The 17,552-nt window shown below is 66.4% G+C and carries 22 protein-coding genes; 12 read left to right on the top strand and 10 right to left on the bottom strand.

Going from position 1 to position 17,552, the window contains the following annotated elements:
* Window positions 1-49: 49 nt before the first annotated feature.
* Together LPN03_RS07075 and LPN03_RS07070 are read left to right on the top strand one after the other, a co-directional pair.
* Window positions 50-754, top strand: a complete 705-nt coding sequence (locus LPN03_RS07075; RefSeq protein WP_262453711.1) for a hypothetical protein — start codon at window positions 50-52, stop codon at window positions 752-754.
* Window positions 751-5,187 (top strand): FtsK/SpoIIIE domain-containing protein, encoded by a 4,437-nt coding sequence (locus LPN03_RS07070; RefSeq protein WP_262453700.1) that lies wholly within the window; start codon window positions 751-753, stop codon window positions 5,185-5,187. The genes LPN03_RS07075 and LPN03_RS07070 overlap by 4 nt, the downstream gene beginning before the upstream one ends.
* 85 nt (window positions 5,188-5,272) lie before the next feature.
* Here the strand turns inward: LPN03_RS07070 and LPN03_RS07065 are convergent, their stop codons facing one another.
* Both LPN03_RS07065 and LPN03_RS07060 read right to left on the bottom strand, forming a co-directional pair.
* On the bottom strand, window positions 5,273-5,890 hold the full coding sequence (locus LPN03_RS07065) for an FMN-binding negative transcriptional regulator (protein WP_262453699.1): 618 nt from the start codon (window positions 5,888-5,890) through the stop codon (window positions 5,273-5,275).
* A 25-nt stretch (window positions 5,891-5,915) separates the two neighbouring features.
* The gene (locus LPN03_RS07060; RefSeq protein ID WP_262453698.1) at window positions 5,916-6,848 is read right to left on the bottom strand and encodes a DMT family transporter; all 933 of its coding nucleotides are present in this window, start codon (window positions 6,846-6,848) and stop codon (window positions 5,916-5,918) included.
* Between LPN03_RS07060 and LPN03_RS07055 the strand changes: the two genes are divergently transcribed.
* The 3 genes from LPN03_RS07055 to LPN03_RS07045 all read left to right on the top strand — a co-directional run bounded on the left by LPN03_RS07055 (window position 6,847) and on the right by LPN03_RS07045 (window position 9,250).
* A complete protein-coding gene (locus LPN03_RS07055) occupies window positions 6,847-8,259 on the top strand; it encodes a PLP-dependent aminotransferase family protein (RefSeq protein ID WP_262453697.1) in 1,413 nt (470 codons plus the stop codon). The genes LPN03_RS07060 and LPN03_RS07055 overlap by 2 nt on opposite strands.
* A 458-nt stretch (window positions 8,260-8,717) precedes the next feature.
* Window positions 8,718-8,987: a type II toxin-antitoxin system Phd/YefM family antitoxin gene (locus LPN03_RS07050; protein WP_165180179.1), complete on the top strand. Its 270-nt coding sequence runs from the start codon at window positions 8,718-8,720 to the stop codon at window positions 8,985-8,987.
* Complete coding sequence (locus tag LPN03_RS07045) at window positions 8,984-9,250, top strand: type II toxin-antitoxin system RelE family toxin (RefSeq protein ID WP_165180178.1); 267 nt, start codon at window positions 8,984-8,986, stop codon at window positions 9,248-9,250. The genes LPN03_RS07050 and LPN03_RS07045 overlap by 4 nt, the downstream gene beginning before the upstream one ends.
* 108 nt (window positions 9,251-9,358) lie before the next feature.
* Here LPN03_RS07045 and LPN03_RS07040 read toward each other — a convergent pair whose 3' ends face one another.
* Complete coding sequence (locus tag LPN03_RS07040; RefSeq protein WP_262453696.1) at window positions 9,359-9,913, bottom strand: helix-turn-helix domain-containing protein; 555 nt, start codon at window positions 9,911-9,913, stop codon at window positions 9,359-9,361.
* Window positions 9,914-9,944: 31 nt separating this feature from the next.
* Between LPN03_RS07040 and LPN03_RS07035 the strand changes: the two genes are divergently transcribed.
* A complete protein-coding gene (locus tag LPN03_RS07035; RefSeq protein ID WP_262453695.1) occupies window positions 9,945-10,937 on the top strand; it encodes a DMT family transporter in 993 nt (330 codons plus the stop codon).
* On the opposite strand, the gene LPN03_RS07030 is transcribed toward LPN03_RS07035, so the two are convergent.
* Window positions 10,861-11,316, bottom strand: a complete 456-nt coding sequence (locus tag LPN03_RS07030) for a DUF2975 domain-containing protein (RefSeq protein WP_262453694.1) — start codon at window positions 11,314-11,316, stop codon at window positions 10,861-10,863. The genes LPN03_RS07035 and LPN03_RS07030 overlap by 77 nt on opposite strands.
* A gap of 134 nt (window positions 11,317-11,450) precedes the next feature.
* Here LPN03_RS07030 and LPN03_RS07025 point away from each other — a divergent pair, with 134 nt between their 5' ends.
* From LPN03_RS07025 to LPN03_RS07015, 3 genes are all read left to right on the top strand, one after another.
* Window positions 11,451-12,170, top strand: a complete 720-nt coding sequence (locus LPN03_RS07025) for a hypothetical protein (protein WP_262453693.1) — start codon at window positions 11,451-11,453, stop codon at window positions 12,168-12,170.
* Between the two features lie 87 nt (window positions 12,171-12,257).
* Window positions 12,258-12,455, top strand: a complete 198-nt coding sequence (locus tag LPN03_RS07020) for a helix-turn-helix transcriptional regulator (protein WP_262453691.1) — start codon at window positions 12,258-12,260, stop codon at window positions 12,453-12,455.
* Window positions 12,442-12,840 carry a hypothetical protein gene (locus tag LPN03_RS07015; protein WP_262453690.1) on the top strand — a complete coding sequence of 133 codons (399 nt, stop codon included), beginning with the start codon at window positions 12,442-12,444 and terminating at the stop codon, window positions 12,838-12,840. The genes LPN03_RS07020 and LPN03_RS07015 overlap by 14 nt, the downstream gene beginning before the upstream one ends.
* 52 nt (window positions 12,841-12,892) lie before the next feature.
* On the opposite strand, the gene LPN03_RS07010 is transcribed toward LPN03_RS07015, so the two are convergent.
* From LPN03_RS07010 to LPN03_RS07000, 3 genes are read right to left on the bottom strand one after another with little or no spacing between them, the layout of a single operon-like run.
* A complete protein-coding gene (locus LPN03_RS07010; protein WP_262453689.1) occupies window positions 12,893-13,357 on the bottom strand; it encodes a DUF6278 family protein in 465 nt (154 codons plus the stop codon).
* A gap of 20 nt (window positions 13,358-13,377) precedes the next feature.
* A complete protein-coding gene (locus LPN03_RS07005) occupies window positions 13,378-13,764 on the bottom strand; it encodes a hypothetical protein (protein WP_262453688.1) in 387 nt (128 codons plus the stop codon).
* A gap of 41 nt (window positions 13,765-13,805) precedes the next feature.
* Window positions 13,806-14,033 carry a hypothetical protein gene (locus LPN03_RS07000; protein WP_165180171.1) on the bottom strand — a complete coding sequence of 76 codons (228 nt, stop codon included), beginning with the start codon at window positions 14,031-14,033 and terminating at the stop codon, window positions 13,806-13,808.
* A gap of 60 nt (window positions 14,034-14,093) precedes the next feature.
* Here LPN03_RS07000 and LPN03_RS06995 point away from each other — a divergent pair, with 60 nt between their 5' ends.
* Both LPN03_RS06995 and LPN03_RS06990 read left to right on the top strand, forming a co-directional pair.
* Window positions 14,094-14,612, top strand: coding sequence for a GNAT family N-acetyltransferase (locus LPN03_RS06995; RefSeq protein ID WP_262453687.1), 519 nt, complete (start codon window positions 14,094-14,096; stop codon window positions 14,610-14,612).
* 83 nt (window positions 14,613-14,695) lie between these two features.
* Window positions 14,696-15,676 (top strand): alpha/beta fold hydrolase, encoded by a 981-nt coding sequence (locus tag LPN03_RS06990; RefSeq protein WP_262453686.1) that lies wholly within the window; start codon window positions 14,696-14,698, stop codon window positions 15,674-15,676.
* 34 nt (window positions 15,677-15,710) lie between these two features.
* Here the strand turns inward: LPN03_RS06990 and LPN03_RS06985 are convergent, their stop codons facing one another.
* Together LPN03_RS06985 and LPN03_RS06980 are read right to left on the bottom strand one after the other, a co-directional pair.
* Complete coding sequence (locus LPN03_RS06985) at window positions 15,711-16,052, bottom strand: cupin domain-containing protein (protein ID WP_165180168.1); 342 nt, start codon at window positions 16,050-16,052, stop codon at window positions 15,711-15,713.
* Window positions 16,036-16,704, bottom strand: coding sequence for a TetR/AcrR family transcriptional regulator (locus LPN03_RS06980; RefSeq protein WP_262453685.1), 669 nt, complete (start codon window positions 16,702-16,704; stop codon window positions 16,036-16,038). Before LPN03_RS06980 ends, LPN03_RS06985 begins: the two co-directional genes overlap by 17 nt.
* A 93-nt stretch (window positions 16,705-16,797) precedes the next feature.
* Here LPN03_RS06980 and LPN03_RS06975 point away from each other — a divergent pair, with 93 nt between their 5' ends.
* Entirely contained in the window at window positions 16,798-17,088 is a 291-nt protein-coding gene (locus LPN03_RS06975; RefSeq protein ID WP_262453684.1) for a DUF4287 domain-containing protein, read from the top strand.
* Between the two features lie 110 nt (window positions 17,089-17,198).
* On the opposite strand, the gene LPN03_RS06970 is transcribed toward LPN03_RS06975, so the two are convergent.
* Window positions 17,199-17,393 carry a hypothetical protein gene (locus LPN03_RS06970; protein WP_165180165.1) on the bottom strand — a complete coding sequence of 65 codons (195 nt, stop codon included), beginning with the start codon at window positions 17,391-17,393 and terminating at the stop codon, window positions 17,199-17,201.
* Between the last annotated feature and the right edge of the window lie 159 nt (window positions 17,394-17,552).

Genomic DNA, 17,552 nt, shown 5'->3' with positions numbered 1-17,552 from the left:
GGCAGGCGGGCCGGACAAAATGCAGGACAAGGAAAAGCAGGGGGATGCAGTGGCGGAACTGGCCGTGGATTTTTGTGGTGAATGGTACGAGCCGTCCCCGGACGGGGTGTTCAGCATTGGGCGCGAGGGGGACCTGGAGATTGACGACAATCCCTACCTGCACCGCAAGTTCCTGGAAATCAGCCGCTATGACGGGATCTGGTGGCTGACGAATGCGGGCACCATGCTGTCGGCGACCATTGCGGATGCCGCAGGGGGCATGCAGGCGTGGATGGCCCCGGGCGCGCGCATTCCACTGGTCTTTGGGCACACGAACGTCATTTTCACGGCAGGGCCCACCACCTATGAGTTCTCCGTGCACCTGAAGACGCCGTCGTTCATGGCGCAGAGCCGGGGGGAGGACTCCGCCGGGTCCACCACCATCGGCCCCGTGGTCTTCACCGATTCGCAAAAGGCGCTGATCGTGGCACTGGCCGAGCCCATGCTGCGCCGCGACGGGACGGGATTCAGCGCCATACCGTCCTCCGCCCAGGCCGCCAAGCGGCTGGGCTGGGCCCTGACCCGCTTCAACCGCAAGCTGGACAACGTCTGCGACAAGCTGGACCGCGTGGGCGTGGTGGGGCTGCGCGGCGGCGGCGGCAAGCTGGCCACCAACCGGCGCGCCCGCCTGGTGGAGCACGCCGTGACCTCCCATCTGGTCACCCCGGACGACCTGGCGCTGCTGGACTCCCAGCGCGGAACGGACGATGAATGAGGATCCGTCTCACCCTCCAGCGCACCCCGCATGAGGACAAGAACCTGGCGGTCACAGTGGACGGGCTGGCCACGGTGGGGGACATCGCCACCGAGCTATACCTTTCCGATCCCTCCCGCAAGGGCGCCGCCGCACCGCCCCAGCTCTCGCTGAAGGTGGAGGAGTCCGTGGTGGGCGGCGTGCGCGGGCGCACCCTGCCCCCGGACGGCAACCTGCTCGAATCCGGGCTGCGCCCCGGGGCCACAGTCTCCCTGACCCAGGTCAGCGAATCCTTCCACGTGCCAAACCAGGACAGGGGGCCGGCCGCAGCCACCCTGCGTGTCATGGCCGGCCCCGACATGGGCCGCGAGTTCGCGCTGCCGCTGGGCACCAGCTACATTGGCCGGGACTTTGATGTGGACGTGCGCCTCAGCGACCCCATGATGTCCAAGCGCCACGCCCGCATCACGGTGGGGGAGACGGTGGAGATTGCGGACACGGGCTCCGCTAACGGCATCATGATGGACGGCATCCACATTTCCCGCGCAGTGTTGGGATCCTCGGACGAGGTGACGCTGGGGGAGACGGCCATCTCGGTGGTGGGGCTGGGCCGCGGCGCCCACGCCGGCCCCACCAGCCCCCTGGTCGAGTTCAACCGCTCCCCGCGCGTGGTGCCGAAGTTCGAGATCGAGGAACAGACTGTGCCCGCCGGCCCGCAACGGCCCAAGCGTGAACGGTTCCCGCTGCTGATGATGATGGCGCCGGTGCTGATGGGCGCCGTCATGTTTGCCGTCACCAAGAGCCTGTACAGCATCATCTTCATGGCCATGATGCCGATCATGATGATTGGCAGCTACGTGGACCAGCGCCACCAGCTGAAGAAGGACACGCTGGAAAACATCGCGCATTTTCGGGCGGCCGCCGCGGAGTTCCGCCGCCAGATGACTGCGCGCCAGCAGGTGGAGCGGGCCGTGCGCCTGGCCGAGTGCCCCTCCGCCGCCGAAACGGCGGACGCCATATACAAGCTGGGCCCGCTCATGTGGACCCACCGCCCCGAGCACCAGGCGTTCCTCAGCCTGCGCCTGGGCATTGGCCGCCAGCCGTCCCGCACTCCCGTCAAGGCGCCGCAGGACAACAACACGCTGCCGGAATACATGGCCGAGGTGCAGGAGCTGAAAACCGAATTCAGCGACGTGGACGCCGTGCCCGTGGTGGCCCAGCTCCGGCTCAGCGGCGCCCTGGGCGTGGCCGGGCCGCGCGGCGTGGTCGACGACGTGGCCCGCGGCCTGGTGCTGCAGGCCGTGGGGCTGCACTCCCCGGCCGAGCTTGCCGTGGCCGCCATGACGTCCATGGAATCGAAGCAGCGGTGGGATTGGCTTCAGTGGCTGCCCCACGCCGGCTCCGTCCATTCGCCGCTGCCCGGTGACCACCTCGCCGCGGGCACGGGCGCCGCCAGCGTGCTGCTGGCCGCCCTCGAGGACCTGATTGTGACCCGCGGCGCCAGCCTGGAGGCCAATTCCTCGGCCCGACGCGGCACGCTGGACCCGCACAAGCTGGAAGTTCCGGCACCCCTGGTCCCGGCCATGCTGGTAGTTGTCGAGGACGACGTCAAGGTGGACCGCGCCCGGCTGACCCGCCTGGTGGAGCACGGGGCCGACGTCGGCGTGCATGTGCTGTGGGTGGCCGGTTCCATCGAGGCGCTGCCGGCAGCGTGCCGCGACTTTGTCCACGTGTCCGAGGCAGCCACCACCGGCCAGGTGCGCCTGGGCGGGCTCACGTACCCCGTGAGCTGTGAGAGTGTCTCCGCGGAGCTGGCATCCTCGCTGGCCCGGATGATGGCGCCCGTGGTGGACGTGGGCAAGCCCGTGGACGACGACTCCGACCTGCCGCGCAGCGTGTCCTATGTGGCGCTGGCCGGGCACGAGCTCGTGGAGGGCACCTCCTCCATTGCCGACCGCTGGCTGGAAAACAATTCCGTGGCCTCCCGTGCCGTGAAGAACCGCAAATACCAGGGCTCCCTGCGTGCCCTGGTCGGTTCCAAGGGCGTGGAGCCCATGTACCTGGACCTCAAGACGGAGGGCCCGCACGCGCTGGTGGGCGGCACCACCGGTGCCGGCAAGTCCGAGTTCTTGCAGTCGTGGGTGCTGGGCATGGCCGCCGCGTACAGCCCGGACCGGCTCTCCTTCCTGTTCGTGGACTACAAGGGTGGCGCGGCCTTTGCCGACTGCGTCAAGCTGCCGCACACGGTGGGCCTGGTGACCGACCTGTCCCCGCACCTGGTCCGCCGCGCGCTGACCTCCCTGCGGGCCGAGCTGCACTACCGAGAGCACCTGCTCAACCGCAAGAAGGCCAAGGACCTGCTGGCCATGGAGCGCGAAGCCGACCCCGAGGCGCCGCCGTCGCTGGTCATTGTGGTGGACGAATTTGCCGCCCTGGCCAAGGAAGTGCCGGAATTCGTGGACGGCGTGGTGGATGTTGCCGCCCGCGGCCGTTCCCTGGGCCTCCACCTTATCCTGGCCACGCAGCGCCCCTCCGGCGTCATCAAGGACAACCTGCGCGCCAACACCAACATGCGCATCGCCCTGCGCATGGCTGACGTGGACGATTCCCAGGACATCCTGGGGGAGCCGACGGCGGCATACTTCAGCCCCACCATTCCCGGCCGCGGCGCCGCCAAGACCGGCCCGGGGCGCATCCAGGGCTTCCAGACAGGCTACGCGGGCGGCTGGACCAGCCGCACGCCGCAGCGCCCGCGCATTGACATTGTGGAGATGGACTTCGGTTCCGGTGCGGCTTGGGAGCAGGAACTTGCTCCGGCGCCGGTGGAGGACGTGGCCGGCCCCAACGACATTGCCAGGGTGGTGGCCAATGTGTCGCTGGCCGCCGTCGAACTTGGCGTGAAGCCGCCCCGCAAGCCATGGCTGGGCGAGCTGCCTGACACCTATGACTTCTCCCGGCTGCCCAACCCCCGTACGGATGAGCAGCTGCTGCTGGGCGTCATGGACGATCCCGAACACCAGGCCCAGCCCACGGTGTTTTTTGAACCGGACAAGGACGGCAACATGGCCATCCTGGGGGCCAGCGGCTCGGGCAAGTCGGCGGCGCTGCGAACCATTGCCATTGCCGCAGCCATCACCCCGCGCGGCGGCCCCGTGCAGGTGTACGGCATTGACGCGGCCTCCAACGGGCTGGCCATGCTGGAGGTCCTCCCGCACGTGGGCGGCATCATCAGCTCCGAGGACGGCGAACGCGTGGGGCGGCTGCTGCGCTACGTGCGCGGCATCATCGAGGAGCGCTCGGAATCGTTCGCTGCAGTAAAGGCCGGCACCATCTCCGAGTACCGGCGCCTGGCGGGCAAGCCGGACGAGCCCCGGATCATCATCATGGTGGACGGGCTGGCCACGTTCCGCGAACAGTACGAGTTCCGCGTGGGCATGACCCAGTTTGAAACGCTGCAGCAGATCGCCACGGACGGCCGTCCCATGGGCGTGCACATTGTCATTGCCGGCGACAGCACCAAGTCGCTGCCGGCGTCGTTGGCGGCCTCCGTGCAGCGCCTGCTGGTTTTCCGCATGGCCACGGTGGACGACTACTCCAACCTGGGTCTCCCGCGGGACGTGCTCAGTGCCGCTTCCCCGCCCGGCCGCGGCCTCATCGACAACCGTGAGGTCCAGATGGCCGTCTTCGGGGGCAACGCCAACCTGGCCCTGCAGGCACGCCAGGTGGAGAAGCTGGCCGCCACGCTCCGGCGCCAGGGCGTGGGCCAGGCGCCGCGGGTGGAATCCCTGCCGGAAATGCTGGACCTGAACATCCTGCCGGCGGGGCGCCCGGGGGAGGCCGTCATCGGCGTGGACGACTACAACCTGGAACCGGCCGGGCTGGCCGCCAGCGGCGCGCTCATGTTGACGGGGCCGCCAGGTTCCGGGCGCACCACGGCCCTGGTCACGCTCGCCGAAGCGCTTAAGCGTTCGACGCCGGGCACCCGTCGCGTGTACCTCGGGTCCAGGAAGTCCGCCGTGGCCACCATGCCGGTGTGGGACGAGGCGTTCACCACCAACCGCGGCGTGGAGCCGGAATTGCAGCGGCTGATCGACCTGGTGGAATCGGAGGCGCAGGAGGTGGCGCTGTTCATTGAGGGCGTCACCGAATTTGCCGACTCTGAGGTGGAGATGGACCTGGTGAACCTGATCAAGGCGTCAGTGAAGGCGAACCGCTTTGTGGTGGGGGAGGCGGAATCCTCCACCTGGTCCAGCGCCTGGAACATCTCCGGGCTGTTCAAGTCCGGGCGGCGGGGGCTGTTGATGAATCCGGGCGACCTGGAGGGCGACACCCTCATGAGCACGCCCCTGGGGCGGATGTACAACAACAAGTTCATCCCCGGGCGCGGCTACATTGTGGGCCGCGGCAAGGTGTTCAAGCTCCAGGTGGCCACCACCATGGACCACGAGCGCTAGGCCGCTTTGAACCGGAGCCCCGTTGGCCCCTTGTGATGCGCCACTTGTAAAGTGGAGCACCCTGGCGGGCCAACGGGGCTCCACTTTACGGGGCCTCGCGGACCTCGGCGGCCATTTCCGGGCAGCCGCGCCCCTCCAGCCCGGCCACGATGCCCGGAATGTCAGTTGCGGGCCGGTTTTGGCTCAACTTGGCCTTCGCCTCAATCCGCGTGATGACCAGCTCCAGCCCCACAATGGCCCGCAGCTGCCCGGCCACGAACTTTTCCGGGGCGTCCCCCACGGCCCAGGGCTCGGCGAATCCGGCCTCGTGAGCGTCGGTCAGGGCGCGGACGTGGGCGCCGAGCCAGGCGGCGTCGTCGTGGATGAGAAGCCGGCCGTAAACGTGCGCCGTCGTGTAGTTCCAGGTGGGGACCACGCGCCCGTGCTCGGCCTTGGCGGCGTACCACTGCGGCGAAATGTACGCGTCCGGGCCCTGCACAATGGCCAGTGCTTCGCCCAGCGCGGGCTCGGACCATTGCGGGTTGTTGCGGGCCATGTGTGCCTGCAGCGCGCCGTGTTCGCCCACGGAGGGGTCGAAGTGGAACGGCAGCAAGGTGGCGAGCAGTCCCTGGGAAGTCATGGTGACCAGGTTCGCTGCGGACGGCGCGCTGAGCAGCCTCGCCGTGGCAGCGGGCGTGGCGGCAAAGTGTTGGGGAATGTACATGGAAGTTCCTTTCCTTGTGGTGGATTCAGGGCCGGGCAGGGGGAGCGAGGCGCACCCGCACGGCCGTGCCCGCGCACAGCACCACGGCGGCTCCGCCCAAAACAGTGGTCCAGCTGAGGCTTTCGCCCAGCAGCAGCCACGCCCAGGCCAGGCTGAGGACGGGCTGCACCAGCTGCGATTGGCTGACCGGCGCCATGGGCCCCAGCGCCAGCCCGCGGTACCAGGCAAAATAGCCCAGGAACATGCTCACCACGCCCAGGTAGGCAAAGGCTGCCCACTGCATGGGCGAGGCCGACGGCGGCTGGCTGGCCATGGTGGCACCGGCCAGCACCGCCATGAGCGGCAAGGCGACGACGAGGGCCCACGAAACGGTTTGCCAGGCACCCAGTTCGCGGGCCAGCAGGCCGCCTTCGGCGTACCCGATGGCCGCGGCCAGCACTGCGCCGAACAGCAGTATGTCGGTCACGCCGATGGTGCCGAGGCCGCCGGACTGGACGACGGCGAAGCCGATGGCGGCCAGGGCGCCGACAGCGGTGGCGGCCCAAAACGCCGCCGAGGGGCGCTCACGCCCGCGCAGCACCGCGGCGGTGGCTGTTGCGGCCGGCAGGAGAGCCACCACCACGGCGCCGTGGCTGGCGGGCGCGGTGGCGAGGGCGAAGGACGTCAGCAGCGGGAAGCCCACCACGATGCCGCCGGCGATGACCGCGAGGCGCAGCCACTGCTTCCCCTGCGGAAGCTGCTGCCGCGTCAACGCCAGGGCCAGCACCGCCAGTGCGCCGGCAACCACCGCCCGGCCGGAGCCGACGAACAGGGGCGACAGGCCGCCATCGGCCACGCGGGTCAGGGGGACGGTGAAGGAAAAGGCGGCCACGCCCAGCACGCCCCACCACAGTCCGGCGGGGGAGCGGCGAGGTAGCACTTCACGCACCGGAAGAGTAGCGCTATCATTGGTTCTCATGAACTACGATAGCAGTTCCCGGATCGTGGCGCGACTGAAGGAACGGATCGCCCGGTCCTCCCCGGGGTCGCGGCTGCCGTCGAGCCGCTCGCTGGTTGCCGAGTTCCAGGCCAGCCCCGTTACGGTCCAGAAAGCACTTCAGGCGCTGGCGGTGCAGGGCCTGGTCGAGAGCAGGCCGGGGGTGGGGACGTTTGTGCGGGCGGCGCGGACGGCCCGGCCTTCTGACTATGGCTGGCAGAGCGCCGCCCTGGGCGCCGCCCCCATGCCGCCGCTGGCTGCCTCCGCCACCATGCGCAGCGTCCCCAATGAAGCCATCGCCCTGCATTCGGGGTATCCGGACCGTGAACTGCTGCCGGAACGTCTGGTCCAGGCGGCGCTGGTCCGGGCGGCCCGCAGTGACGCGGCCCTGTCCCGCCCGCCGGTGGCAGGGCTGCCGGAACTGCAGTCCTGGTTCGCGCGTGAACTCGGGGCTGCGACGCCGTCGGGCATCAATCCGCCGGCGCCCAGTGACGTTATTGTGCTGCCGGGGAGCCAGGGCGGGTTGAGTTCCATCTTCAGTGCCCTGGTGGGACGCGGGCGCCCCCTGCTCATTGAGTCGCCCAGCTATTGGGGTGCCATCCTGGCGGCCAGGAACGCCGGCGTCGAGCTTGTTCCCGTGCCCAGCGGGATGGGCGGCCCGGCACCGGAGGACGTGGATCGGGCCTTGGAGGAAACCGGTGCGCGGATGTTCTACGCGCAGCCGCACTATGCCAACCCGACGGGCACGCAATGGGCGTCGGGGCGGGGTGCGGAGATCCTGGAGGTGGTGCGCAGGCATGGTGCGTTCCTGGTGGAGGACGACTGGGCGCATGACTTTGGCATTGATTCCACCCCCGTCCCCGTGGCCGGGCAGGACGATTCGGGGCACGTCATTTATGTGCGCTCGCTGACCAAGAGCGTGTCGCCCGCCATTCGCGTTGCGGCAGCAATTGCCCGGGGGCCGGCCCGCGAACGGATTCTGGCGGACCGCGGCGCCGAGACGATGTACGTCAGCGGGCTGCTGCAGGCGGCCGCGCTGGACGTGGTCACGCAGCCAGGGTGGCAGACGCACCTGCGCAGCCTGCGCCACCAGCTCCGGGCGCGGCGGGACCTGATGGTGGCCGGCATTCAGGAGCACGTGCCGAAGGCGCATTTGGAGCAGATTCCCAAGGGCGGGCTGAATCTCTGGCTGCGCCTGCCGGACGGCACCAACCTGGAACGGCTGACGCGCGACTGCGAGGATGCCGGCGTCATCATTGCGGCGGGGACCGATTGGTTCCCGGCCGAGGCAGCGGGGCCGTTCATCCGCCTCAACTACTCGGGCCCCAACCCCGGAGCGTTCCGGGAAGGCGCGCGCCTCCTGGGTGCGGCGCTTGAACGCAACGGGCGGTAGCTCCCGGTGCGCACCGCAAATTAGTGGAAAAGACACCGCGGACAGTCCTTGATAGGCTCAAGTGTCTTTGGGGGTTAGACACTTTTCCTTGCTGCTCTAGGCACACGACCTGGCTGCCGGGCCGAAGGGGATTTTGATGTCAGTTCCCGCCACGACGGCGCCGAACCTGCACCTCATAAATGACGGCACCGGCGTGAAGGACCTGTTCTTCATGACCCAGAAGGCCCGTGCACAGTGCGGAGACGGGCCGCATTGAACAGCCTCGGGTACGCCCAGAGCGACATCTGCCGAGCAATCGGGAAAACCGGGAGGCGCCCTGGGCTATCTGGAATAGGACGACGACGGCGGGGAACGACGCTTTGCCAATACATTGCTGAGGATCCATGGCTCACATTGTGGCGCGGGCGTACAAAGTAACCAGTCTGGTGGGTTTGTACATCTGAGAGTAGTGTTGAAGCATGACTGAGATTTCCAGCACCATGAGCGTTGCCGAGCTGCGCGCCGGCTTATCTGATGCAATCAGCCGAGCCACTTTCGGCCACGAACGCATCGGCATCACCCGTCGCGGCAAGGTTGCGGCCGTCCTCATTGGCCCGGAGGACCTGGAAATGCTCGAAAGACTGGAGGACCGAGAGGACCTGGCAGCCCTCCGCCGTGCCCGGGTGGAAGACGACGGCGAAAGAATCAGCCTGGACGAGGTGCTGGCTGCGAACGGCATCACCCGTTGAGCCGATACACCGTCAACTTCACCCGAGCCGCCGTCAAGGAGCTCAACAAGCTCGACAAACCGCTCCGACAACGCATCCTCGCCGCAATCACCCTGCTGGAAGAGAACCCGAGACCGGACGGGGTGAAGAAACTCGCCGGAGACGACAACGCCTGGCGGATCCGCATCGGGGATTACCGGGTGCTGTATGAGATCCACGACGGCCAGTTACTGGTTGTGATCTTCCGTGCAGCACACCGGCGCGAGGTCTACAGGAGCCACTGAAACAACCAGGAACGTCCCTGGACTTGCCCGCCGCGGCAAGGGATGTGCAACACCTGCTCAAGGGAAGAATCGCTTCGCGGCACTGGACCCGCAAAAATTGCCGCCCCGTCACGACACCACGGTCCGGGCGAAGCGGACGGTTTCGCCGCCGTCGTTGATGTAGGCATACGGCTGGGAACTGGCGTACATCGCGTGCTCGCCTGCGCTGAGCTGCAGGGAGCTGCCCTCGAAGTCGATTCGCAGCCGGCCCTCGATGACAAGGATCATTTCGTGCCAGCCCGCGGGGTCCGGTTCGGCGTCGTAGCGGTCGCCCGGGCCGAGCGTCCACGTCCAGAGCTGGGCTTCGTGGGACGCCGGCGCCGAGCTCAGCAGCGTCGCGACGCTGTCCGGAGCCCGCCCCCGCCAGGCAACTTCATTGATGGCCGCGGCGGGCGCCGTGGGTGATGCGACGAGAATGGCGAAGGTGGTCCCGAGGGCGTCCGCGAGGCGGTCCAGCCCGGACAGGCTGATGTTTGCCTCGCCCGCCTCAAGGTTGATGATGGTGCGGCGGCTGATGCCGGAGCGTTCGGCCAGCGTTGACTGGCTCAGGCCGGCGTCGCGGCGGAAGCGCCGGAGGTTGCTCCCGACATGTCCCAGGACGGTGGCGGCAGGGTTGTCTTGCATGTGCACTATTCTGCACCATAAAATGTGCAGAATGATGCACATGTGGGACCGGGTGTTGGCCGGGGCGCGAAAGTCCCCACTGAGCAGGCAGGAACTGGCCCTCGTGGCCATCACGGCCGTCTGGGGCGGGACGTTCCTGGCCGTCCATGTTGCCATGCAGCACAGCGGGCCCATGTTCTTTGTGGGGCTGAGATTCGCCGTCGCCGGGCTGGCAGCCTGCATCCTGTTCCGCCGGTCCCTGCGCGGGATGGGCTGGGCCGACGTCGGCGCTGGCGCGGCCATTGGCGTCATGATTTTCTTCGGCTACGGGCTGCAGACGTTCGGCCTGCAGTCCATCGCCAGCAGCACCTCCGCGTTCCTGACCGCCCTCTACGTGCCCATGGTGCCGCTTCTGCAATGGGCCGTGTCCCGGAAGCGGCCGCGGGCCATGACATTCGTGGGGGTGGTCCTCGCCTTCGCCGGGCTGGTTCTTTTGGCTGGGCCCGACGCCGTTCACGTCGGTTTGGGCCCGGGGGAGGTCGCAACCCTGCTCAGCACCCTGCCGATAGCGGGCGAGATTATCCTGATCAGCCTCTTCGCCGGCAGGGTCAACCTGGGTCGGGTTACCGTAGTCCAGCTGCTGGTGTGCGGCATTTTGGGCTTTGCTGCGGTGCCGGTGACGGGGGAGGCCGTTCCCGCGTTTTCCTGGGGCTGGGTGGTGACAGCGGTGGGGCTGGGCGTGGCCAGCTGCATCATCCAGGCCACCATGAACTGGGCGCAAAAGTCAGTGACGCCCGCCCGGGCCACAATCATTTACACGGGTGAGCCCGTCTGGGCAGGCATCATCGGACGCATTGCCGGGGACCGTCTCCCGGGACTGGCGCTGGTGGGTGCGGCGCTCATTGTGGTCAGTGTGCTGGTCAGCGAACTCAAGCCGCATTCAAACCCCCGGCCGCGAAGGGACCAGCCTATGCGTGCCGAAAATGGGCCTGCGGCCGGCTCTCCAGAAACAAAGCCAGGGAACCGGCCCCAACTGCGGCAATGATGCCGGAACCCAGGAGTCCCAGCATGACTCCCGGCGTGGCGTAGCCCATCACGTTCAGCGCGATTAACGCGGCAACCACCAGCGCCAGGAATGCCATCAGGCACCCCAGCATGCCGCGCAGCCAGCCGTACCAGGCGGGACCAAATTCCCCGCGGCGAAGGGGCGCGGCAAGCCTCAAGCCGATGAGGGCAATGGCCTGCCAGCAGGCGATGGCGACGGCACCCCAGATGATGGCCGGCGCGGCGAGCCGCTCGACCTCGGGGAATGTGGCGGCCACGCTTCGGATTTCCGCCGGAAGCAGCCACAGCTGCGCGATTATGGACAGCAGCAGCACAAGCAGCACCCCCACAACTGCAAAAGCAATTCCCCTGCGCATCATTTTCCCCGCTCCCCAAGCCTTGCCCGCTGTATCAATACGGTACCCACCTCAGTGGCGCTTGGATAGGCTAATGCCCGACGGCGGCCGCCGTCGGCGGCGCCAGTGGGTGGCCAAGGGCAAATAGACTCATTCACATGCCAGAGGATTCGCTGCCTGACCCCTTCCGAACCGCCACCGGCGCATTTCTGCCTCCCTCGCAACCTTATCCGCCGCAGTTCGTGGAGATTCCGGGTGCCAGGCGCAAGCAAAAGCTGATGCTGTGGGGACTGCTGGCGTTCGTGTTGTTTGTTTTCCTTCTGACGGCAGTCCTTTCGATCGCGGAGGGGGCCTCCGCACCGCGCGACGTGGCTTTCCCGGTCCTCGCCGTGGGAGCCGGGTTCGTCCTGGCCGCGACCTTCATAACCTTGATCCTGGGACCCATGGTCGTGTTCATGCGCCGGAAGCAGTCCGGGGCCAGGGCTGCCCGGCCCAATGCTGCGGTCTTTTTGAGCCAACGCACGCCCGAGCTCCGCGCTGCCTTGGGAAACATTGGCCAGGAACGGCCGCGGCTTGGCTTGATGCCGGTGGTCACTCTTGGTCCGGCGGGAATCGAGTTGTGGCGCTCGCCCCGTTCAGGCGCACCGGGCGCCACGTTGTCTTGGGCCGACATTGCCTACGTGCACCCGGACCATTTCATTATCTCCAACGGGCGACGGCGCTTTCCCGTCTTGACCATGCAGGTGTCCCACAACGGCAGCGGACAGCTGGTGGACCTGCCGCTGCCCATCATGGGGCGCAACGGGCTGATGTTCGCAAACGCTATTTACGCCAACCAGCTCCTGGAAACCTTTGCAGGCTACACCGCCGTCGCCTGACGGGCGCCGCCGGACCTGGTCCCGCCAATACGACGGGAATGGACAAGCGCGCTTGACACTATCACTGCTGTAAAGCATGCTTGTCACATGATTTCCGAGGTCAGAAGCAGACGCCTGGAGGCCGGCCTGTCCCAGGCAGCCCTCGGCTTGGTTTTGGGGGTTTCGCGACAGACCATCAACGCCATCGAGACGGGGCGGTATGATCCCTCCCTTGTCCTGGCAGTCCGCTTGGCCCGTTTCTTCGGGTCCACCGTTGAGGAAGTGTTTCGCATTGAAGCTGACTAGCCGGATTCCGATCTCGAGAATCAACCAGGTCCTTGTTGCCACATTTGTGGTTGGCGCCGCGGCCACGGCGCTGGCCGGAAATTGGTTCGGCGCCTTGCTGCTGTTCCTGTGCGGGGCGGGCGGACTCGCGTGCGCCGTGTATGTGCGCCGGCCGGAATCCCTGGACATCAACAGGCTCAACGCGATGGAGTACAGGGATGAACGTGACCGTGTCCTGGCGCGCCACGGATTCGCCGCCGTCGGCGTTGCCGCCTTGATCCTGTCAGTGATTGAGTTTGTGGCGGCCGTGGTCCTTGACCGGTCGCTGTCGCTGGCGATGGTCCAGGTATGTCTGCTCACTGCCGTGTGGTCCGTGGCAAATTCCCGGGCAGTCAAGCGCTCTTGACGCCCGACGGCGGGACTTCGGGTGGCATCCACCGCCTGGGCGGCGCTGCCCCTCACATAGCCGCGGCGGCCATTTCGAGTACGTGGAAGAAGTTTTCCACGAGGCTGGGGTAGCTGTGGCTGAGCCTCCTTTGTGCCACGTGCACGACGTCGACGGAGTCCTTTGCGGTGAAACGGACCTCGGGGAAGCCACTGGCCACCACTTTCCAATGCGCGCCGGTAATGCTGTGGGTGAGGACGTCCCCGTAAAACATTCCAATGGACCGGGCGAGGTCTGGGAACGCCTCGGCGGGAATGCCGCCATCGATCGCCGCATCGACGGCGGCCAGACCCTCCCTGCTGCGCGGCAGGCTTTCCCCTCGTGAGCGGAAATAGTTGAGCAATTCGTCATAGCCGCCGACGTTCGTTACAGGCGGCGCAGGAACAGCTTCGGCAACGGGCTTGTATTCAGCGAAATGCCGTGGCATCCCGGGTGGAAGGCGTTGCAACGCCTCATCAGGCTCCACTGGACGACTCATGCCCACAGCCTATGCCCTGGCTATTGTCCGCCGATCAGCACGCAGCCAAACAACCCTCGATCCGTTCGGACAACGATGGTGGTGCCTGGGCCCAGGGAAGCGGCGTGTGCGTAGATGTCGCCGCCGCCCGCGGTCCGGCCCTGGATGGTCAATCCGTCCAGCGACTGGTTCTCCGGCGATGCAGGATGCGGGCAGCTGTAAACGCGGCCGGAAAATTGCACCTTCGATGGAACCGCTTCCGGCCACAACGCCCAGTCCGAGGTTTGTTGATGGACGGTCCACAGCCGCACCCCAACCGCGGCGGCCGCCGCCATGAGAGCAGCAATGGCCACGAATGACAGGATGCGGATGGGCCGGCTCATGGGGCAACCCTCGTCGGTCAACGCGAGGGTGTCAATGGTTGCCAAGTTTGCCGCCGTCGTCAGGTCAATTCATTGACGCGGACGGGCTACCCATCTTCGCCGTTCGCGACTGCCTCGATCCAGTCGACGGCTTCGTCGGAGAGGGAAAAATGGGCCGGGTCGGCGTCGCCAAGCCATGAAGAATCCGCAGCCGGCGCGCCCGCGGCGGTGGCAATCCGGGCCTGAATGTCCGGCGGCACGGTGTCACCGTTGTTCTCGATCAGCCACTGCTGCGTTGGCGCGTCCAGCCGGGGCCACCAGTCCTGAATGTTCATCCCCCCAGTCTGGCACCGGCCACGGGGGATGTCAGCCGGACTCTCGGATACGATTTTGTAATGGCCACACTCATCACACCTGACCCACGCCTGCACACGTCCTGGTTGGAGGGCGCCGAGGAATTTGCGGGCGCCCACAGGGATGGCGGCGGCGGCGAGGACTGGCCGCTGGAAAAGTTGCGGGATCCCGAGGAGTTCGCCATTTTTGTGGACCAGCTCATCGCCGACGCGCTGCCGGAAACACCGCGGAAAGCCGGCTACGTGTCGTGCACCTACCTCTGGATCGCCGACGGCGGCACCGTCCTGGGCTCCCTGGCCATCCGCCACGAGCTCAACGAATTTCTCCTCAACGAGGGCGGGAACATCGGCTACAGCGTGCGGCCCTCGGCACGCCGCCGCGGACACGCCGCCCAAGCGCTCAAAGACTCGCTGCCCATCGCCCAGGGGCTGGGTCTGAAGCGGGTACTGCTCACCTGCGACGAGGACAACGCCGGTTCGCGGGCAACCATTGAAAAGAACGGCGGCGTCTACGAAGACAGCCGCAACGGCAAGCGCCGCTACTGGATCGACACCCACTAGCCACCAACCATCCGGCAGTTCCCGTACGGAAAGTGGTACCGCCCCGCCTTGCCCGGGCCGCCATTCGTTGTGAGACTGGCGGCATGGCAATTTCCCAAGAGGTGTCCTGGCAGCTTGACGGCATCACCATGGAAGGCACGGTGGTGAAACCCGACGGCGAGGGGCCAGTCCCGGCGGTGGTCCTTGTCGCCGGCAGCGGACCCACGGACCGGGACTGGTGCTCCCCGATGCTCCCCGGCAGCAACGGCAGCGGGCGGCTCTTCGCGGAGGCGCTCGCCAATGCCGGGATCGCTTCGCTGCGCTACGACAAGCGGGTGTCCGGCCCGCACGCGATGGAGAATGTCCCCAAGCTCATCGGGAAACTGAGCATGCAGTCGCACCTGGACGAACTGGTTTCCGCCGTCCAGGTGCTCGCCGGCCAGGACTTCGTGGACCCCGCCCGGATTGCCGGTTTCGGCAACAGCGAGGGCAGCCTCCACGTGCTCCACTATGCCACCAGCACCCAGGCCGTCCCGTTCGCCGCGATCGTCCTCGCCGCGCCGCCCGGACGCCCGGTCCAGGCAGTGCTGCTGTCCCAGCTGGCGCTCCAATCCGCCCAGATCCCCGGCGGCACTGAGCTGATGGGGAAGGTGGAGGAGGCTGCGGCACGCTACTCGGCCGGGCAGCCCATGGCTCCCGATCCCGCCCTTCCCGACAGCGTCAAGATGGTCCTTGCCAGCTTCGAGACGCCGGCGAACCTGCCATTGGCCCGCGAGCTGTGGAACGAATCCGCCACCGACGCGCTGGCCAAGGTCCGGATTCCCACGCTGGTCCTGATCGGCCGGCGGGACGTGCAGATTGATGCCAAGGACGACGGCGGCCCCCTCCGGGAAGCTGCCGCCGGCATGGCGAACGTGACATTTGCCTTCCCTGCCAACGCCAACCACGTGTTCAAGGAAGACCACCGCACCCCTGCCGAAGTCGCCGCGTCGCCGGGCAATGGCTATAACGACGCCGGCACGCGGCTCGACCCCGAAAGTGTCGACACCATACTTGCGTGGCTCCAGGGTTCGCTGGCAGCTTGAACCCACGTATGGCCCGGCCCGGCCTGGAAGTTCTTCACGAGCCGAGGTTCTCCTGGAGGAACACCGGCGACGCGTGAATGCACATCATGCGCAGCCTGCCCGCACCTGTGGCGCGGAATCGGTGGGGCGTCCCACCTTCGACAATGAGGATGTCGCCTTCTTCCGCAAGGGTGTCCGTCCCGTCCGCGGTGACCACCGCCGTCCCTTCGAGAACCACCCAGGTCTCGCTGTAGGGATGGCGATGGAGATCCGGTCCCTGGCCAGGGTCGTTGTCGACCAGGAAGAAGGAAACTCCGGATCCGTATCCTTGGCCTTCGAATTTGGCGGTGCGCCCGGAGCCGATGACGAGTTCACTTGCCTTAACCTTGTTGAGCATTTTGTATCTCCGTTATTTCAAAGCGGTATGCCGAGATGAAAGCCTTGACCCCCAGTTCGATAACCTCCTTCAACTCGGTCTCCGCTTCGAATTGATCGGGGATGCCGCAGAACATGACCCTGTTGCTGGGGATCCACAGCAATATTCCGGCAAGGTGCTGCGCAGCGACGGCGGGGTCGGCGATTGCCAGCAGTTGGCGCTCGGCCAATACCCGCAGGCAAGCGGCGACCGACGCCAGGACCCTTTCGAATCCGCGTTGCCAGTAAAGCCGTCCCAAGTCCGGGAATCGGGCAGCTTCGGCAATGACCAGCCGCCGGATTTGCTGTACCTGTGCGGACATGATGGAGTGCGCGAATTGTTCCGCCAGGATCCTGACGGCGGCTTCGGAATCCGGGGCAGTGCCCATTGCAGCAGTGAGTCCTTGAAACGGATCGTGTATCCGGTCGCTCACTGTGGTGATCAGGGCAGTGAACAGGCCTTCCTTGTCATGGAAGTACTTGTAGAGTGTTTGTTTGGACACCGAGGCTGCCGCTGCAAGCTGATCGGTGGTGGTCCCCAAATATCCATTGGCTGTGAACACCCTGAGGGCGGCGTCGAGGATGGCCTGGCGCTTTTCCTCACTACGCCTTCCGGTCCCGCTGGCGGACTCCATCCAAGCCTCCTTAGTACTAGACGGTACCGTACCATTTGGATACAGTGACGTCTATCACCTCACTAGCAGGCCAAGTTCAAGGAGACGGAAATAATGTCCTTCCAGGCATACCTCGACACCATCGAATCAAAAACCGGCCTCACGCCGCGCGAACTCCTCACCTTGTTACACGAGCGCGGGCTGTCCGAACCGCCGGTGCGGGCCGGAGCAATCATTGACTGGCTGAATGAGGAATACGGACTCGGAAGGGGCCATGCAATGGCCATTGTGCATGTCGTCAAAAACGGGCCAACCATCAGCGAAAAGCACGTCGGCACGGACGGAACGCACCGTGATGAGTCCACGGAGTTGTGGCTGGACGGCAAGGACCACCGCCCCCACTAGCAACCGTTCAAAGGTCCCATTTCGGACACTGTGCCTTTCAGCCGTTGCTGCTCGGTGACGAAAAAGCCGCCGCAACATGGAGTTGCGACGGCATTCGTTGGGCAGCGGGATTAAACGGTGAAACCCGCATGTGATTCCTCGCCCACGCTGACCGTGAACATGTTCGGTCCGCTGCGGACCACCCTGACATGTTCCTTCGGGGCGTTGGCCCGGGCGGAGATGTGGGTAATGGCAGATTCCAAGGTGGGCTCCATGGTGGAGTGGTCCCAGATCTTGAGGGTCATGGAGTGCGATTCAAAGCTCATGCGCCGTTGCTTCCTTTGATTGTCTTCCGGCTGCCTCGTCGTTGAGGCAACGCCTTCAACGCTACTCGAAGGCCCGCGCGCCGGGGGAGCCAGTGTGATTGAAGGCACACGCCCGGGCGCTCCCGGGACGTAACAAATGGCTGCCGCCATGGCCCGGCC

The organism is Arthrobacter sp. A2-55, from assembly GCF_025548615.1.
GTDB classification, from domain to species: Bacteria; Actinomycetota; Actinomycetes; order Actinomycetales; family Micrococcaceae; genus Specibacter; species Specibacter silviterrae.
This window is presented reverse-complemented; position numbering and strand designations above follow the sequence as displayed.

Coding starts and splice junctions, on each gene's coding strand:
- LPN03_RS07070 (WP_262453700.1), top strand. CDS start 751: ATGAGGATCCGTCTCACCCTCCAGCGCACCCCGCATGAGGACAAGAAC.
- LPN03_RS07065 (WP_262453699.1), bottom strand. CDS start 5,890: ATGTACATTCCCCAACACTTTGCCGCCACGCCCGCTGCCACGGCGAGG.
- LPN03_RS07055 (WP_262453697.1), top strand. CDS start 6,847: ATGAACTACGATAGCAGTTCCCGGATCGTGGCGCGACTGAAGGAACGG.
- LPN03_RS07060 (WP_262453698.1), bottom strand. CDS start 6,848: ATGAGAACCAATGATAGCGCTACTCTTCCGGTGCGTGAAGTGCTACCT.
- LPN03_RS07050 (WP_165180179.1), top strand. CDS start 8,718: ATGACTGAGATTTCCAGCACCATGAGCGTTGCCGAGCTGCGCGCCGGC.
- LPN03_RS07040 (WP_262453696.1), bottom strand. CDS start 9,913: ATGCAAGACAACCCTGCCGCCACCGTCCTGGGACATGTCGGGAGCAAC.
- LPN03_RS07035 (WP_262453695.1), top strand. CDS start 9,945: ATGATGCACATGTGGGACCGGGTGTTGGCCGGGGCGCGAAAGTCCCCA.
- LPN03_RS07030 (WP_262453694.1), bottom strand. CDS start 11,316: ATGATGCGCAGGGGAATTGCTTTTGCAGTTGTGGGGGTGCTGCTTGTG.
- LPN03_RS07025 (WP_262453693.1), top strand. CDS start 11,451: ATGCCAGAGGATTCGCTGCCTGACCCCTTCCGAACCGCCACCGGCGCA.
- LPN03_RS07020 (WP_262453691.1), top strand. CDS start 12,258: ATGATTTCCGAGGTCAGAAGCAGACGCCTGGAGGCCGGCCTGTCCCAG.
- LPN03_RS07010 (WP_262453689.1), bottom strand. CDS start 13,357: ATGAGTCGTCCAGTGGAGCCTGATGAGGCGTTGCAACGCCTTCCACCC.
- LPN03_RS07000 (WP_165180171.1), bottom strand. CDS start 14,033: ATGAACATTCAGGACTGGTGGCCCCGGCTGGACGCGCCAACGCAGCAG.
- LPN03_RS06995 (WP_262453687.1), top strand. CDS start 14,094: ATGGCCACACTCATCACACCTGACCCACGCCTGCACACGTCCTGGTTG.
- LPN03_RS06990 (WP_262453686.1), top strand. CDS start 14,696: ATGGCAATTTCCCAAGAGGTGTCCTGGCAGCTTGACGGCATCACCATG.
- LPN03_RS06985 (WP_165180168.1), bottom strand. CDS start 16,052: ATGCTCAACAAGGTTAAGGCAAGTGAACTCGTCATCGGCTCCGGGCGC.
- LPN03_RS06980 (WP_262453685.1), bottom strand. CDS start 16,704: ATGGAGTCCGCCAGCGGGACCGGAAGGCGTAGTGAGGAAAAGCGCCAG.
- LPN03_RS06975 (WP_262453684.1), top strand. CDS start 16,798: ATGTCCTTCCAGGCATACCTCGACACCATCGAATCAAAAACCGGCCTC.
- LPN03_RS06970 (WP_165180165.1), bottom strand. CDS start 17,393: ATGAGCTTTGAATCGCACTCCATGACCCTCAAGATCTGGGACCACTCC.